At 68.1% G+C, this 16,407-nt stretch carries 14 protein-coding genes; 4 read left to right on the forward strand and 10 right to left on the reverse strand.

Going from position 1 to position 16,407, the window contains the following annotated elements:
* Positions 1-4: 4 nt before the first annotated feature.
* From ntrB to F787_RS0102325, 5 genes are all read right to left on the reverse strand, one after another.
* Positions 5-952 (reverse strand): nitrate ABC transporter permease, encoded by a 948-nt coding sequence (gene ntrB / locus F787_RS0102305; protein WP_019570561.1) that lies wholly within the window; start codon positions 950-952, stop codon positions 5-7.
* 12 nt (positions 953-964) lie between these two features.
* Positions 965-2,383, reverse strand: a complete 1,419-nt coding sequence (locus F787_RS0102310; RefSeq protein ID WP_019021055.1) for a CmpA/NrtA family ABC transporter substrate-binding protein — start codon at positions 2,381-2,383, stop codon at positions 965-967.
* A gap of 468 nt (positions 2,384-2,851) precedes the next feature.
* Positions 2,852-4,165: a nitrate regulatory protein gene (locus tag F787_RS0102315; protein WP_018876965.1), complete on the reverse strand. Its 1,314-nt coding sequence runs from the start codon at positions 4,163-4,165 to the stop codon at positions 2,852-2,854.
* Positions 4,166-4,292: 127 nt separating this feature from the next.
* Positions 4,293-4,649 carry a DsrE family protein gene (locus F787_RS0102320; protein ID WP_017941855.1) on the reverse strand — a complete coding sequence of 119 codons (357 nt, stop codon included), beginning with the start codon at positions 4,647-4,649 and terminating at the stop codon, positions 4,293-4,295.
* Between the two features lie 90 nt (positions 4,650-4,739).
* Positions 4,740-4,982, reverse strand: a complete 243-nt coding sequence (locus F787_RS0102325; protein ID WP_019590155.1) for a hypothetical protein — start codon at positions 4,980-4,982, stop codon at positions 4,740-4,742.
* Positions 4,983-5,285: 303 nt separating this feature from the next.
* On the opposite strand from F787_RS0102325, the gene F787_RS0102330 reads away from it, so the two are divergent.
* Positions 5,286-5,843 carry a TMEM165/GDT1 family protein gene (locus F787_RS0102330; RefSeq protein WP_018876967.1) on the forward strand — a complete coding sequence of 186 codons (558 nt, stop codon included), beginning with the start codon at positions 5,286-5,288 and terminating at the stop codon, positions 5,841-5,843.
* On the opposite strand, the gene F787_RS0102335 is transcribed toward F787_RS0102330, so the two are convergent.
* The 5 genes from F787_RS0102335 to F787_RS0102355 all read right to left on the reverse strand — a co-directional run bounded on the left by F787_RS0102335 (position 5,778) and on the right by F787_RS0102355 (position 12,450).
* Entirely contained in the window at positions 5,778-6,554 is a 777-nt protein-coding gene (locus tag F787_RS0102335) for a TVP38/TMEM64 family protein (protein ID WP_019021057.1), read from the reverse strand. The two genes, F787_RS0102330 and F787_RS0102335, sit on opposite strands and share 66 nt — an antisense overlap.
* Before the next feature lie 5 nt (positions 6,555-6,559).
* A complete protein-coding gene (locus F787_RS0102340; protein WP_019570564.1) occupies positions 6,560-7,966 on the reverse strand; it encodes a replication-associated recombination protein A in 1,407 nt (468 codons plus the stop codon).
* A 29-nt stretch (positions 7,967-7,995) separates the two neighbouring features.
* Positions 7,996-8,619 carry an outer membrane lipoprotein chaperone LolA gene (lolA, locus tag F787_RS0102345; protein WP_019570565.1) on the reverse strand — a complete coding sequence of 208 codons (624 nt, stop codon included), beginning with the start codon at positions 8,617-8,619 and terminating at the stop codon, positions 7,996-7,998.
* A 128-nt stretch (positions 8,620-8,747) separates the two neighbouring features.
* Positions 8,748-11,129: a DNA translocase FtsK gene (locus F787_RS0102350; RefSeq protein ID WP_019570566.1), complete on the reverse strand. Its 2,382-nt coding sequence runs from the start codon at positions 11,127-11,129 to the stop codon at positions 8,748-8,750.
* 55 nt (positions 11,130-11,184) lie between these two features.
* Positions 11,185-12,450 (reverse strand): methyltransferase domain-containing protein, encoded by a 1,266-nt coding sequence (locus F787_RS0102355; protein WP_019570567.1) that lies wholly within the window; start codon positions 12,448-12,450, stop codon positions 11,185-11,187.
* Between the two features lie 69 nt (positions 12,451-12,519).
* Here F787_RS0102355 and F787_RS0102360 point away from each other — a divergent pair, with 69 nt between their 5' ends.
* The 3 genes from F787_RS0102360 to F787_RS0102370 are packed head-to-tail and all read left to right on the forward strand — an operon-like array spanning position 12,520 to position 16,385.
* Positions 12,520-13,242, forward strand: coding sequence for a hypothetical protein (locus tag F787_RS0102360; RefSeq protein ID WP_019570568.1), 723 nt, complete (start codon positions 12,520-12,522; stop codon positions 13,240-13,242).
* Positions 13,243-13,283: 41 nt separating this feature from the next.
* Positions 13,284-14,681, forward strand: coding sequence for an MBL fold metallo-hydrolase RNA specificity domain-containing protein (locus F787_RS0102365; RefSeq protein ID WP_019570569.1), 1,398 nt, complete (start codon positions 13,284-13,286; stop codon positions 14,679-14,681).
* 45 nt (positions 14,682-14,726) lie between these two features.
* Positions 14,727-16,385: a Na/Pi cotransporter family protein gene (locus F787_RS0102370; RefSeq protein WP_019570570.1), complete on the forward strand. Its 1,659-nt coding sequence runs from the start codon at positions 14,727-14,729 to the stop codon at positions 16,383-16,385.
* The last annotated feature ends 22 nt before the right edge of the window (positions 16,386-16,407 follow it).

Here is a 16,407-nt window from a genome sequence, read left to right on the forward strand (position 1 = left end):
CTCCTTACGCGGGCGCGTAGTCGAAGCGTTTCTTGATCAGGCCCACCCCAGCGTCCAGGGCGATGCCCACAAGACCGATCACGAAGATCGACACGATGATCGAAGCGACATTGAGGTTGTTCCATTCGTCCCAGATAAAGAATCCGATGCCGACCCCGCCGGTGAGCATCTCGGCCGCCACGATCACCATCCAGGCAATCCCCAGCGCCAACCGCATGCCGGTGAGGATGTAGGGCATGGTTGCGGGGATCAGGATCTTGCGCGCCGCCTCCAGGCGCCCGAGACGGAGCACCTGGGATACGTTGGTGTAGTCACGCGGGATGGCCTGGACCCCGGCCGCGGTATTGATGAGGATCGGCCAGATGCTGGTGATGAAGATCACGAAGATCGCGGAGGGATTGACCGCCTGGAACACCAGCAGACCGAGCGGCAGCCAGGCCAGCGGGGACACGGGACGCAACAGCTGCACGACCGGGCTAATGGCGCGGCGCATCGAGAGCGAAGCGCCCATCATCAAGCCCAGCGGAATGCCGACCAGTGCTGCCAGGCCGAAGCCCGCCAGGACGCGGCCAAGGGAATACATCACCTGCCAGCCGATCCCCATGTCGTTCGGACCGTAGTCGTAGAACGGATCGCTTAGCAGGTAGACGGCCTCGGCCCACACTTGCCCGGGCGTCGGGAGGTCCGGCGAGACCGTCGACTGCAGCCAGGCCCAGCCCCCCAGCAGCAATCCGAACGCAATCAGCGGGAGTGCCAGCACAGGAATCCAGCGCTGGAACATATCCGCCATCACCTCGAATCGGTCATCGTGTGCCGATTCGATCGCCCCGGCGGTGTCGTTGCGTTCCGCCGGTTTGGTTTCCCGGCCAGCGGCGGCCTCCGTTCGACCTTCGGCGTCCTTGTCGTTCTCGCGTTCAACCGCCAGTTGCATATCGGCGTAATTGGTGGACATGGTGGGCCTCCCTCAGCCGTTGACGTCGGCGAGGTCATCGAGGGCGACCTTGCGACTGTGTACATCGAAACCGTCGACATAGCCGACAAGGTCATCCGGGTCATAGGCGCGGTTATCAATGAACCGGTCAGGGCCCATCTCGATCGGCGAGGAGGCCGCCTCCAGGGTCCAGTGTTCATTGCGTGTGCCTTCCGTCTTCCAGTCGATCTCGGGATAGGCGACGCCCACTTCTGCAGCCGCTTGCCGATACAGTTCGGGGCGATAGACCTTTTCGGCCACCGCACGCATATCCACAGGCTCTTCCAGCTGCCCCCAACGAACCATCTGCGTGACAAACCAGGCCGCATGCGAGCGCCACGGAAAGCTGGCCGCGTAACGGTGGAACACATTGAAGTCCGGGAAGGGTTCGGGGTCTCCGTCCGGATTGAACTGGAGCGTCCCCGTCATCGACATGGCCACTACGTGTTCAGGGGCGTTGACAAAACGGCGGCCCGAAATGATGCGCACCACTTCTTCGCGATTCTCGGGCTTGTCCATCCACTCGTTGGCCTCGATCAAGGCCCGCAACGCTGCCTGGTGCGTATTCGGGTGTTCTTCCGCCCAGCTCTCCAGTACGCCAAACACCTTCTCCGGATTGTTGTTCCATATCTCGTAGTTGGTGACCAGGGTCTTGCCGATACCCATGTCCACCGCACGCATGTTCCAGGGCTCGCCGACGCAGTAGCCATCCATGTTGCCCGCGCGCAGGTTGGCCACCATCTGGGGTGGCGGGATCACAACCAGGCGGACATCCCGATCCGGGTTGATCCCGGAAGCGGCCATCCAGTAGCGCAGTTCATAGTTATGCGTGGATACGGGGAAAACCATGGCGAAGGTCATCGGGGCACGGCCCGCTGCCTGGTCGGCATCGATGACCTTCTTCAGGGCGCGCGCGGAAATCGGCCGTTCGTTCATAGCCTCCGGATCGGCCTCGACCATCCGGTCGTAGAGCTCGTTGGAAACGGTAATCGCGTTGCCGTTGAGGTCCATGCTGAACCCCGTGATGGTGTTGCGCTGGGTAGCACCCACGCCCAGCGTCGCGGCGATCGGCATCCCCGCCAGCATGTGCCCGCCATCCAGGCTCCCAACGGAGACCTTGTCGCGAATATTGGCCCAGGAAGCCTCCTTGGCCACATGGACGTCGAGCCCGTGGCGAGCGAAATATCCCTTCTCCTGGGCGACTACGAGCGGAGCACAATCCGTCAAGGGGATAAATCCGAACTCGAGCTTGGTCTTTTCCAGCCCTTCGGATCCCCCGGCATAGGCCGCCGACCGGAAAAAATCCGGATGCATCCCCAAGGCGGCGCCCCCTGCCAGAACGCCGCCGGCCTGAAGGAAACGCCGGCGCGACAGGCCGGAGGTCTTTTTCGTGTCATTCGTGTGATCGGTCATTGCGGGTTCACTCCCCTTGTCAGCAAACACATCCCAAAAACGAAAAAAGGCGTCCTATCAGCCCGGCCGCGTTTGCAGCCGGGTGATGGACGCCTTTGTCCAGTCCCGTGGGAGGCCCGGTCGTCGGGTCTCCCTGTTGTCAGGCGACGAACCGCCGTTGGCTCGTCTTGCCGGTATTCCTGCAGGAGGTGTGCCAATTAGCCGTTGCTGATCGACCGATAGGGCGCAAAGCCTATCCTGACGCGGAAAAATCGGACGGTTCCCGGTACTCAATCGAATCTTCGCAGGGGAATATCACTCGCAAGCGGCACCACCCTGGGGCACACCGGCGGTGCAGATGAACCGCGCTGGTGCACTACCTGTAGGAGCCGCCTTGGCGGCGAAGCCCCTGCCAGTCGCGGACACTGGTAGGTGCTTCGCGGGCAAGCCCGCTCCCACAGGGCCGGCATCCGTTTCCCGGGGAGTTAGCTACAGGCCGCCCTTGCCCAGCAGGTCGGACATCGCGACGGTCGCCTCGGCGACCTCGGCCAGGCGCCGGTTCTGGTTCATCGCCGTCTGGCGCAGGAGCTTGTAGGCCTGGTCCTCGCTGAGGCCGCGGTGCTGGATCAGCAGCGCCTTGGCACGCTCGATGGTCTTGCGCTCGGCCAGGGCCTGGCGTGCCGCATGCAGTTCATCCTCCACCGACTGCAGCCGGGCCGCCTGGCGCTGCACCAAGTCCATCACCGAGTGTCCGACGATCGGTACGTTGAGTGCGGCATCGCCCTCCTCCTGCGCGGGCTCCAGGCCCTCCGGCGCGCCGAAGAACACCGCATACGGGACGCTGTCGCGCAGTTCCGACTCGGCGAGTTGCGCGACCCGGTCACGCACCGCGCCGAGGTCCGCGCGATCCGCCGTGATGCGTGCCGAGCAGCACTCGTTCAGGTGCATCTCCAGCAGATCCTCGATCTCCTTCATCGCGTCGATGCGCGCGGTGGTACAGGCAAACCATTCCTCGGCCCGGGCGGGGTCGTGGTGCCCTGAGGCCTCGGTACAGGCCCGGCGGCGCAGACGCTCGATGTCGGCGGCGAAGGCCGCCGTCTGCAGCTCGCGCCAGGCGGCACAGGCCGCCGGTGCCGCGAACTCGGAGAAGATGCGGAACGCCCGTTCCTGGGCATCGATCCGATGGACCAGCGCCTGGCGCAGTTCGGGCTCGAAGTTCGCGGCGCCAAACCCGGCGGCCCCGATCGCGCGCTCCTGCCCTGCCAGTTCCTTGCCCTGCATGAAGTTCAGCAGGGCCACCAGGGCCCGCGAGACCTCGGGATCGGTCGCCGAATCCGCAGCCTCGAACACCAGGGCCATCAGGGCGCGAATCAGCTCGCTGAAGCCGCGGGTCGAGTCCATCGGGCTCAGGGTCAGCTCCAGGACCTCCTCGCGCAGGCTGCCCAGGCCGGACAGGCCATGCAGCGCCAGCGCCATGCGCCCCAGCAGCCGACTGCGGCCATGGGCGCAGGCGTCCGGGGCCAGCCAGCCATCCAGGTGCTCGCGGAACGCGGCCGCGGCGGCGTCCGATTCGGCCCGGTACTGCTCCAGTTCGCGGGTATAGCGCTGGCCGCCGGACCCGATCCAGAGGCTGGAGGCCCCGCGCTCGCGCTGCAGGGCATGCACCAGCGCGCGGATGCGCCCGACCAGCTGCACCGCCTCCAGCAGGCGCTCCAGGCTCACCACCTCGCACTTGCGCGAGGCGACCAGGAAATCGCCAATGGACTCTTCGAGGGAAAAATTCGGGGATGTGTTCTGGGTCATGCTCGTCGTCCGTGAATCACTCCCGGAACAAACAAGCATGCGATGTGCCAGTTCGACCGACTGACAGCGGGGGTACAAACAAAAACGGGCGGGGCATCACGCCCCGCCCGCGGAACGGCACGGCCGATCAGAAGCTCATGGAGCGGTCGAACTCGGCGACGGCCTGGACGTAGTGGCCCATGCCGGCCATCTCGGCGTTCGGCAGGAAGTTGTGCTCGCCGACGTCGCGACCCTTGGCGCAGGCCTCGCAGGCCCAGAACGGAACGCCTTCACTCACCAGCGAATCCACGATGTCCTTCATTGCCGGCATGTTATGGCCGACGATCTTGTCGTACACGTTGCGGTTGGCGATGTTCACGGCCTCGCCCTGCAGCCAGACGGTCACGTCGTGGCCCTGCTGCTTGGCCACATTGGCGGCAATCATGCCAAGCGTGGCGCGGGTCGGGTCGTCGGTACCGGCGGTGACGGCAACAATAAAGCGCATGGGAGTCTCCCGGGGTTGAAAAGGTGCGAAATCGGTAGCGGCCGGCAAGCGGCGCGTCGATTTCCCACAAGCCAGGGAGAAACAATCGGCTCAGGGGGCGCCCTTCGTGGTGAGACTGTTGCGATAGAGCTTGAACGCCATCAACAGCCAGGGCACGGCATGGACGACCAGGTCGAGCACATCGAGTGGCCGGGTAAGTTCCCCGGCAAACAGCCAGCGCAGTTTCTCCGCGACATGCGGCTCGGGGATCCAGGGGGCCAGGCCGACGGTCGCAACCAGCAGTGCGAACAGCCAAAGGGGGGCCCGATCGACCCAGTAAAGGAAGCGTTTCATCGCGCGCATGCTACCCAAGCCCCGGCGGCGGCGCAGCCCGGAGCCGCGATCGTCCTTGCCCGCGCGGACCGGGATGACTAGAGTCCTGCCAGCTTCAGGGGAGTAGCGACCCGGGTGGCCTTGCCTCACCGGGGTCTGCATCAACAGATTCGATCCTCCGCCCGGAGGACCGTGGTGCAGACAGCCCCGCCGCCGATGCGGCACCGGGCCCCGCGAGACCTGTGGCATGGCGCCCCGATCCGTGGCCGGGTGGGTGGTGCGATGTCACGTGTCTTGCCCACCCACCCGGCCCGGAAGACCGTCATGGAAGCCCTGCTCGTCTCTACCGTCATCGTCGCCATCGCCGAGATGGGCGACAAGACCCAGCTCCTCGCCCTGCTCCTGATCTGCCGCTACCAGCAGACCTGGCCCATCATCTGGGGCATCGTGGTGGCCACGCTGGCCAATCACTTCCTGGCCGCGCTGGCGGGCGTGTGGATCGGCGCCAGCATCCCGGAGGACTGGCTGCGCTGGGGTCTGGGGATCGGGTTCATCGTGATGGCCGCCTGGGTACTGGTCCCGGATGGCGAGGACGAGCTGCCGGCCGCGTCGAAACACGGCGTGTTCTGGACCACCACGGTGCTGTTCTTCCTGGTCGAGATGGGCGACAAGACCCAGGTCGCCACCGGCGCGCTGGCCGCGACCTTCGACAGCCTGATCCTGGTCGTGATCGGCTCGACCATCGGCATGGTGCTCGCGAATGCCCCGGTGGTGTGGCTGGGCCAGCGCTTCGCCTGCCACCTGCCCCTGCGGCTGTTACGCGCGCTCGCCGCCCTGCTGTTCCTCGCCCTGGGCATCGGGGTCCTGCTCGCCTGGGTCTGAGGGAGACACTGAAGTCATTGGCGCCTCGGTGTGCAGTGTCTTCTGGCCCAGCCAGATGCGGCGCACCAGGCGCGGCAGCAACAGCAACAGCGCCAGCACCGCGAGCAGGGCCAGACCCAGCTGTACCCCGCTGTCGGCGCCACTGGCGATCTCCCGGGTGGCGTGCCCCAGCCAGGCATAGGCGAACAGGCTGGGGATCAGGGCGACCATGGTGGTCAGCGCGAAGACCGGCAGCGGCAGCCGGACCAGCCCCAGGGCGTAATTGGTTGGGGCGAACGGAAACACCGGCACCAGGCGGGTCAGGGCCACGACCCGCCAGCCCTCGGCCTCCACATCGGCGCGCAGCCGCGAGCTGCGCGGGCCCATGCGCGGGGCCAGCCAGGGCTGCAGCCAGGTACGCGCCAGCAGGAAGGCAATGACCGCCGCCAGGGTCGCTGCCAGCAGGCTGAGGGCGGCGCCGGTGAAGGGGCCGAACAGGGCCCCGCCCAGCAGGATCCAGAAGGTACTGGGCAGCGGGAACAGGGCCAGCAGCATGAAGGCGAGCACGAACACCAGATAGGCACCCGCACCCCAGCCCCGCAGCCAGGCCTCCACCTCGCCCAGCGGGAAGCCAAGGCTCGGCCACTCGGTGGTCAGCAGGATCCACGCCAGCGACACACCGAACAGGATCGCCGCCACCGTCAGCCACCGCTTGTGATGCCGGATGCGCAACCCGGTCAGCCCTCCCCGCCGGGGTTTCCGCCCGCGTCGCGCAGACGGTCCAGGCGCTCCGCCAGCGCGCGCTCGGTGCCGTCCCGGCGCGGGCTGTAGAAGCGCTCGTCTTCCAGACCCTCCGGCAGGTAGACCTGCCCGCGGGCGAAGCCATCGGGCTCGTCGTGATCGTAGCGGTACCCGGCCCCGAAGCCTTCCGCGCGCATCAGCTCGGTCGGCGCGTTGCGCAGATGCAGCGGCACGCCCGGGCTCCCGGTCTCGCGGATCGCCGCGCGCGCCTGGTTCAGCGCAACGTAGGCACTGTTGCTCTTGGGTGCGGCGGCCAGTTCGATCACCGCCTGCACCAGCGCCAGGTCACCTTCCGGCCGGCCCAGGCGTTCCAGGGTCTGCCAGGCCGCGAGCACCCGCGCGCCCAGCCCGACTGCGGCCAGGCCGATGTCCTCGTAGGCCATGCGCAGCAGCCGCCGGCCCAGGTAGTCCGGATCGCAGCCGGCATCCAGCATGCGGGTCAGCCAGTACACCGCCGCGTTGGGGTCGGAACCGCGCACCGACTTGTGCAGCGCGGAGATCTGATCGTAGAAGGCATCGCCCTGGCGGTCGAAGGCCAGGGACTGCGCGCCCATGACCGCGCGCAGGGCGTCTCCGGTAATCGCCCCGTCGCGGGCCAGGTCGGAGGCGGTCTCCAGCCAGTTCAGGGCACGCCGGGCATCCCCGTCCGCGGCCCGCGCCAGGCGCTGACGCTCCTCCGCATCCAGTGTCAGGCCGCGGCCGCCCAGGCCCCGCTCCGGATCCTCCAGGGCGCGCTCGATCAGGGACTCGACCGCTTCCGCCCCCACCGCCTCCATGCGATACACCCGCGCCCGCGACAGCAGCGCGCTGTTCAGCGCAAACGACGGATTCTCGGTGGTGGCCCCCACGAACGTGAGCGTGCCGTCCTCGATATGCGGCAGCAGCGCGTCCTGCTGCCCCTTGTTGAAGCGGTGGATCTCGTCGATGAACAGCAGCGTGCCGACGCCGTTGCGCCGCCGGGTCTTCGCCGCATCCACCACCGCGCGCACGTCTTTCACCCCGGCCAGCACCGCCGACAGCGTCACCAGCCGCTGGGCACCGGCCTCGGCCACCAGCCGCGCCAGCGTGGTCTTGCCACAGCCGGGCGGCCCCCACAGGATCATCGACGGGGTCTGACCGCTTTCGATCGCGCGGCGCAGCGCGGCATCCGCGCCCACCAGGTGGTCCTGCCCCACCATCTCGTCCAGCCGCGCCGGGCGCATGCGCTCGGCCAGCGGGGCGGCGGGATCCACGGTCGTTGCCGCGGCTGCGGACTGCAATGACGGGTCCGCCGGCGAGCCGGCCTCCGGGCCGCCGGCGGGATCGTCCCCGAACAGATCATTGTCGAACAGGTCGTCACTCATGCCGGGATTGTAACCCCGCCGGGAACGGGTCAGGGCCGGTAGACGTCGGCCCCGTCGGGCACCTCGAAGCGGAAGGTGTCCGGATCCAGCTCCGGGTTGCGCTCGCTGGCGCTGAAACGCACGTCGGTGACCTGCCCGAACAGGTCCTCGAACTGCATGCGCACCAGGTCGCCGTCCGGGGTCAGGTCCAGCATCATGCGCACGAAATCCGCATGCTCGTCGCGCGGCAGCAGCAGCAGCCGCAGGGCCTCGCCGTCCGGCACCGGCAGGATCATCGTGCGAAAGTGTTCCTCCAGCCGATCCGGCTGGCTGATGGCGGCGATCGGCGTGGCCTCCAGCGCGTCGCCCAGCGGGCGCACCGTGGCCTGCGCCAGATCCGGTTCGAACGTCCACAGTTCACGGCCATCCGACACCACCACCTGCGGGAACGGCTCGCGTACCTCCCAGTACAGCCGGTCGGGAAGCCCCAGATGCATCACCCCTTCGGATTCCTGCAGGGTGAAGCCGGTCTCGTCACTGACCGTCTGGGTGAACTCCGCGGAGAACGTCTCCAGGCCGGCCATGAAACGTTCCAGCGCCAGGCGGGCATCATCGGCCGCAGCCGCCGGCGCGGCGAACAGGAGCAGCAGTGCCGCCAGCAAGCCGGCGAGCATGGAAGACCCGCGCAGCGGGCCAGTGGCAAAACTCGGGGGACGCGGGTTCATGCGATCTCCGTCAGGGAAACTCGGATCAACAGATTGCGCGGCGACAGCTTAATCCGCAGTGAACGAGGCCGTGCACCTCACTCGTTCGAGCGATCGGGCACCAGCACCTCGCGATTGCCGTTGGACTGCACCGGGCTGACCAGCCCGGCGGCCTCCATGTCCTCGACCATGCGCGCGGCCCGGTTGTACCCGATCTTCAGCCGTCGCTGGACATACGAGATCGAGGCCTTGCGCGACTCGGTGACGATCTGCACCGCCTGGTCATAGAGCGGATCCGACTCCGATTCGTTCCCTTCGCCCGATTCCAGCCCCGGGATCGCCGCCGCGCCGGCCTCCGGCTCGTCGAGGATCGCCTCGTTGTAATCCGGCTCGCCAGTGGACTTGAGATACTCCACCACCTGGTGCACCTCGTTGTCGCCCACGAAGGCCCCGTGCACGCGCTCCGGCATCGCCTTGCCCGGTGGCAGGTAGAGCATGTCGCCATGCCCCAGCAGGTGCTCCGCGCCCATCTGGTCGAGGATGGTGCGCGAATCCACCCGCGACGACACCTGGAAGGCGATGCGGCTGGGGATGTTGGCCTTGATCAGGCCGGTGATCACGTCCACCGACGGCCGCTGGGTGGCCAGGATCAGGTGCAGCCCGGCCGCGCGCGCCTTCTGCGCCAGGCGCGCGATCAGCTCCTCCACCTTCTTGCCCACCACCATCATCATGTCGGCGAACTCGTCGACCACGATCACGATGAACGGCAGCGGCTCCAGCTCCGGCGCCTCGGTCTCGGTGACCGACTGCGCCGGATCGAACAGCGGGTCCTTCAGCGGCTCGCCGGCGGCGCGCGCGTCGCGCACCTTCTTGTTGAAACCGCCGATGTTGCGTACCCCCAGCGCCGACATCAGCTTGTAGCGCCGTTCCATCTCGCCGACCGCCCAGCGCAGGGCGTTGGAGGCGTCCTTCATGTCGGTGACCACCGGGCACAGCAGATGCGGGATGCCCTCGTAGACCGACAGCTCCAGCATCTTGGGGTCGATCAGGATCAGCCGCACCTCTTCCGGTGTGGCCTTGTACAGCAGCGACAGCAGCATCGCGTTGACGCCCACCGACTTGCCGGAGCCGGTGGTCCCGGCCACCAGCAGATGCGGCATCTTCGCCAGATCGGCCATCACCGGCGCGCCGCCGATGTCCTTGCCGAGGGCCATGGTCAGCGGCGACTTGCCGGCGTCGAACTTCTCCGAACGCAGGATCTCGCTGAGGGCGACGATCTCGCGGTTGTCGTTGGGGATCTCCAGGCCCACCGTGGAACGACCGGGGATCACCTCGACGATGCGCACCGCGATCACCGACAGCGAACGCGCGAGGTCGGTGGACAGCCCGGAGATGCGCGAGGCCTTGACCCCCGGAGCCGGCTGCAGTTCGAAGCGGGTGATCACCGGACCCGGCTGCACCGCGACCACCTCGACCTCCACGCCGAAGTCCTTCAGCTTGAGCTCGACCTGGCGCGACAGTGCCTGCAGCGCCTCTTCCGAATGCCCCTCGGAGGCCGCCGGGGGTTCGTCCAGCAGGCCCAGTGGCGGGATCGGATCGGCGCCCTCGCCGGCGGTGAACAGCGGCACCTGCTTTTCCTTCTCCACCCGCGGGCTGGGCGGCGGGGCCTCGACCTTCGGCTCCACCCGTTTCGGCGGGCGGTCCGCCGTGCGCTTGCGCTCCTTCTCCACGCGTTCTTCGCGCCCGGCCCGCTGCTGCCGGCCGATGCGGCGATCGCGCGCCAGCTCCAGCCGCGCCCTCGCGGCCTCCCAGCCGCGCACCAGCGCACGCCCCAGACCGTCCATCAGCGCAAACCACGACAGCCCGGTGAACAGCGTGACCCCGGCAAGGAACAGCGCCAGCAGCACCAGCGTGCCACCGACCAGCCCCAGCCCGGCGACCGCCCAGCCGCCGAACAGGTCGCCCAGGATTCCCCCGGCATGCACCGGCATGCCACCCGGCAGCAGGTGCAGGGCCGCCAGCGCCGAACCGGCGATCAGCGCCACCACCAGGGCCGCGCCGCGCACGCCGATCTCCAGGGCACTGGCCATACGCGCATCGCGCCGGTGACGGAACAGCCACCAGCCGATGCCGGCGACCGCCAGCGGGATCAGGAAGGCCAGATGGCCCAGCAGGTGAAAGGCGATGTCGGCAAACCACGCCCCGGTGGTTCCGCCCAGGTTGCGCGTCCCGTCGCCATCGCCGGTGGTGGACCAGGCGGCGTCGCCCGGGTGATAGGTCACCAGGGCCACCAGCAGGTACAGCGCCAGCATGCCGAAGATCAGCAGCGCGCCCTCGCGCAGCCCGCGCAGCAGCTGCCCGCTGAGCGTGGGCGGCGTCGACGGCGCCGCGCCCTGGCCGGACTTCGGGCCGGACTTCGACCCCGTCTTCGCGCCGGATTTCTGCCCCTTGCCTGTGGATTTGGCCTTGCTTGCGGCCATGCGCTCCCCGTCGGTGCCGGCCCGCCAGCGCGGGCATCTCGAATCAGGGTGCAGTTTACCGGTTCAGAGAGTCCCCGTGGGGACTTGTGCCCCAGACCGCAAACACCGGATCGGCATGATCCAGGCGTCCGGCGTAGGGATCGTCCGCGGGCCGCGGCAGGCCACGCAGGCTGAACGTGGCCAGGTCCGCGAACCCCGCCTCCAGAAACCGGTCCAGCACCAGCCCCATGCGCTCGAAGTCGAACAGCCGTTCCCAGACCGCAATCGCTTTGGTGGGGAAACAGCGATCCGAAAACGTCACCACGAACACGCCACCCGGCCGCAGCACCTCCTGCACCGAGGCAAAGACCGCGCCGGGCCGGGTCAGATACTCGACCGAAGCGGTACAGACCACGGCGTCCAGGCTGTCCGCCGGGAACGGCAGGCCGGGACGGGTGTTCAGGTCCTGCACCAGGGCCTGGTTCAGCAGCGGGTTCGCGGCCAGCTCTTCCCGGTTCATGCCGAGACCGACGACCGCCTCCGGTTCGGCAACCCCGTCCAGATGCGATGCCCAGCTCGCCATGAGATCAAGGACCCGTGCGCCCGGCGGCAGCAGCGCGGCGTACAGTGCCGCCACCCCGGCGCGCGCGGTGGCATCCAGATGGTGGACCATGCGCGGCCGGGCGTAGAACGCCGCGTCGTCCTCCGGATCCTCCCGCTCGCAGGCGCCGCCGCTCCAGAAATCCGTCGGCACGCCGCGCCAGCGGGCCTGCATCCCGGGCCCGCGTTCGGTCAGTCGCCCGGTCACGTCGACCGCGGCCCCCTCGCGGCTTTCGGGATGTACCCCCAGCAGCCGACCGGTCAGACGCAGCTCGCGCCCCGCGAGGGGGTGGTTCAGGTCCGCCAGCAGGCGGTCCTCTTCCAGGGCCCCCACGCGAAACAGGGTCCGGTCCCCTTTCTCGATCCCGGCATGTCCGGCGATGAACCCCCGTGGATAGAACCTTCCGGCCCGCGGCTCGACCACCCGGTGGCGCCGCAACCGCCGGTTGAAGGCCGTCGGCGACAGCTCCACGACCCCTGCGGGATCGGCCGCGGGTACCAGGGACGCCGCCGGCCATTCGCAGGCCTCGCCCGGCGAACTTCCGCTCAGGCCGGAACCATCGCCGGCGGGCCAGAGATCCCTTTCGGGGTCCAGGCGCGGGAGGTACAGGCATTCGCGATGGCGGGCCTCGGGGCTGTTCCAGTCCAGCGTCCAGCCGACATCGGCCGTCCCTCCTGCCGACAGTGCCCCGGCATCCGGGATCTCGACCATGTTCGACTCGGGTACAAACGGATCCAGCATGCCGTTCTCCTTTCGATTCCCTGCGTTATCATGCGGCGAACCGCCCGTACGCGGCCACCGGAGGGAGCCATGACCGAGCCTTTGCCCGCCCTGCTCGTCGCCGTGATCGCCGGCGATCTGGAGGAACGCGCCGTGCATATCGCCGCCGAGGAGGGTGCACCGAAGCCCTCGCTGCACGAGGGGTTCGGTATCGGCTTTCCGGAGCACATGCGCTTCTTCGGCGTGACCTACCAGGGACTGGAATCGGTGTGCATCTGGAAGACCGATCCGGCACGCGCCGAACGCATTGCCCGGCGGCTGAACCTCGAACTCGACCTGCTGCAGCCCTATAACGGCCTGGCCTTTACCCTGGAGGCCTCCGACGACACCGAGGCCCTGCTGGACATGGCCAGTGCCCGCCCACAGACCCCGGCCTCCCCCGGACACGAGCCGCCCCCACCGGCTGCCGGACTGCCGCTGTCGCTGCTGGCGGTGATGTTCCCGGACGCCGATCGCGATGCGGCGGTGGAAATCGTGCGCCGGGGCGGCGGCGCCGGGCTCACCCTGCTGGATGCGCGCAACGCCACCACCGACCACCATCCGCGCATCCTCAGCCTGCACTACGAGGGGGCCCGCACCCTGCTGCTCGCGGTACTGGAGACCGGCCACGCCGAACGCCTGCGCACCACGCTGGACACCGAACTGGGACTCGCCGCGCGCGGACGCGGCCTCGGGCTGGTGCTGCCACTGCGCGGAGTGGCCGGGCTCAAACCGGAGCAGATCGAGCGGCTGCTGGAAGACGGCGACCGCTGACCCGCTGCGACCGCCCCGCCAAAGCCGGTACACTGCGCGGCATGGCACAGCTTACCTTTCAGGGCGCCACCGGCGAGGTCACCGGTTCGCGCTATCGCATCGACACCGACCACGCCCGTTACCTGCTCGAATGCGGCATGCAGCAGGGCGGCAGCGACGCCGACGAGCACAACCGCGCCTCGCTGGCCGAGGTGGCGGCGAATACCGACGCCGTGATCCTCTCGCACGGCCATCTGGACCACTCGGGCCTGCTGCCGAAACTGGTGCGCGACGGCTACCGCGGCCCGATCTACTGCACGCCGGGGACGCTGGAACTGCTGGACATCATGCTGCGCGACTCGGCCTTCGTGATGGCGAAGGACATCGAGTGGGAGAACAAGTGGCGCGCACGCAACGACCGCGAGCTGCTGGAACCGCTCTACGACGAACAGGACGTGGAGACCACGCTCGAGCTGTGCGAACCGGTCTCTTACGGCCAGCCCCGACATCTGGAAGACGGGTCGCGCCTGACCTTCCACGACGCCGGGCACATCCTGGGTGCCGCCATCGTCGAGCTGGTGGTGCCCTCCGGCGGCCGCGAGCGGCGGCTGGTCTTCTCCGGCGACCTCGGCAATCCCGAGTCGGTGCTGATGAACGAGCCCGCACGGCCGGAGCAGGCCGACCACGTACTGCTGGAAAGCACCTACGGCGACCGCGACCACCGCCCGCTGGAAGAAACCATCGAGGAATTCGCGCAGATCCTGCAGGAGGCCTGGGACGATGGCGGCAACGTACTGATCCCCGCCTTCGCCGTGGGCCGCACGCAGGAAATCCTCTACCACCTGGGCATGCTGCACCACGCCGGACGGGTGCCGCAGCAGAAGATCTTTCTCGACAGCCCGATGGGAATCCGCGTCACCGAGCTGTACGCGCGCTGCCGCCAGTCCCTGAACTCGGAGGACCTGGAACGGCTGCATCAGGCGGCCAACGGGAACACGCGGGAATACCTCCCGCCGCTGGAGTTCACCCGCACGGTGGAAGAATCCATGGCCATCAACCGCATCTCCGGCGGCGCGATCATCATCGCCGGCGCCGGGATGTGCAACGGCGGCCGTATCCGCCACCACCTCAAATACAACCTCGAACGACGCAGCACGCATCTCGTGATCGCCGGTTTCCAGGCCGCCGGGACCCTCGGCCGCCAGCTGGTGGACGGCGCCCGCTCAGTGAAGATCCACGGCGACGACATCGCGGTGAAGGGCCATGTGCATACCCTGGGCGGGCTCTCCGCGCACGCCGGCCAGTCCCGGCTCCTCGACTGGGCCGCCGGCTTCCGCGACCGACCGGTCTTCCATCTGGTGCACGGCGAACCGGCCGCGCGCGAGGCCCTGGCGCAGGTGATGCGCGAACGCGATCTGGACGCCCGCATCCCGGACTATGGCGACACCATCGAGCTGTAGCCGCCACCCGATCCCGGGCTCGGGATCGGGCACCGGGGTACGACCATGACCGGGGCTCCCGACACCGGCGCCCTGGCGCTGATCGCCGGCTTCCTCGGCGGTCTGGGGCTGTTCCTGCTCGGCATGCACCTGCTCACCGACGGGCTGCGGACCGCCGGTGGCAAGGCCCTGCGCCAGATCCTGGGAAGCTGGACACGCACCCGCACGCGGGCACTGGCGACCGGCGCAGGAGTCACCGCGCTGGTGCAATCCTCCAGCGCGGTAACCCTGGCCATCATCGGTTTCGCCAATGCCGGTCTGCTGACCCTCGGTCAGTCGATCTGGGTGATCTTCGGATCCAACGTCGGCACCACGGTCACCGGCTGGCTGGTCTCCATCATCGGGCTGGAGATCCGCATCGAAGCCTTTGCCCTCCCGGCCATCGGGCTCGGGGCGCTCGTGTTCATCATCATGCGCGGACCCAGACTGCGCTACCTGGGCCTCGCGCTGGCCGGATTCGGCCTGTTGTTCCTGGGCATCGACGTATTGCGCGCCACCTTCGTGGACCTGGGCGAGACGGTGGATCTGGGTGCTCTCGCACGCCCCGGATTCGCCGGCCTGGTCATCATGGTCAGTATCGGCATGCTGCTGACGCTAGCCATGCAGAGTTCGTCGGCTTCCATGGCCATGGCCCTGACCGCGGCCATGAGTGGCGCCATCCCTCTGGAAGCCGCGGCCGCTGCGGTCATCGGTTCGAACCTCGGGACCACCATCAAGGCGGTGCTCGTCGTGATCGGGGCCACCGCCAATGCCAAGCGCGTGGCCGCCGCCCATGTCATCTTCAACGCCCTGACGGCTGTCGTCGCCCTGTTGATGCTTCCCTGGTTCCTGGCCGGCATCGAATGGATCTGGGGCGGCCCCGAGACGGCCCCCGCACCCGCCATGCTGCTGGCCCTTTTCCATACCGCCTTCAATGTCCTTGGCGTGATTCTGATGATCCCCCTCGCCACCCCCATGATCCGGCGGCTGCAGCATCACTTCGGGGGGGCCGACCTCGACCTGGCCCGGCCGCGCTACCTGGACGACAGTAGTGCAGGCGTACCGGAGCTGGCCCTGCAATCGCTCGTCATGGAAGTCGATCGGGCCGGAGATCTGGCCCATCGGATGGCCCGCGATGCTCTGGCCGAAACGCCTCCGGGCGAAGAAGGATTTCGCCAGCGACTGGATGTAGTGGAAAGACTGGTCGAAGCCATTGGCGAGTTTGCGAACCAGGCCGGGCGCGTGCCGATGGCCGATCCGGCCGCCGAAGGCATCGCCGAGGCCGTCCGGGTCGCACGCTACCACCAGGATACCGCCGCGCGCTCGGCCGAGATTGCGGAACTGCGCCGCAAGGCGGAGGATGACACTACGCCACGGATGACATCACAGCGCCGCGCCTGGCAGGCCCGCGTCATCCGGGCCCTCGACTGCGCACGCCTGGAACGCGAAGAAGACCAGCCCGACACCACCACGGGCAACATGCAGGATGCCCTGGAAGAGGTCGAGTCCGCCTACCAGGAACTGAAATCCGCGCTCCTGCGCGAAGGCACGTTCGGTGCCCTGTCACTCGCCGAAATGGACCGCCAGCTAAGGATCATCAGCCTGGCCCGGCGTCTGGCGAGCCAGGCCGCCAAGGCCCATGAGCGGGGCATCGCACTCCACGGACTGGCCGGCAATCACCACTGAAACCCGCGACGGTACACTGAAG

The organism is Thioalkalivibrio sp. ALE19, from assembly GCF_000428605.1.
GTDB lineage: Bacteria > Pseudomonadota > Gammaproteobacteria > Ectothiorhodospirales > Ectothiorhodospiraceae > Thioalkalivibrio.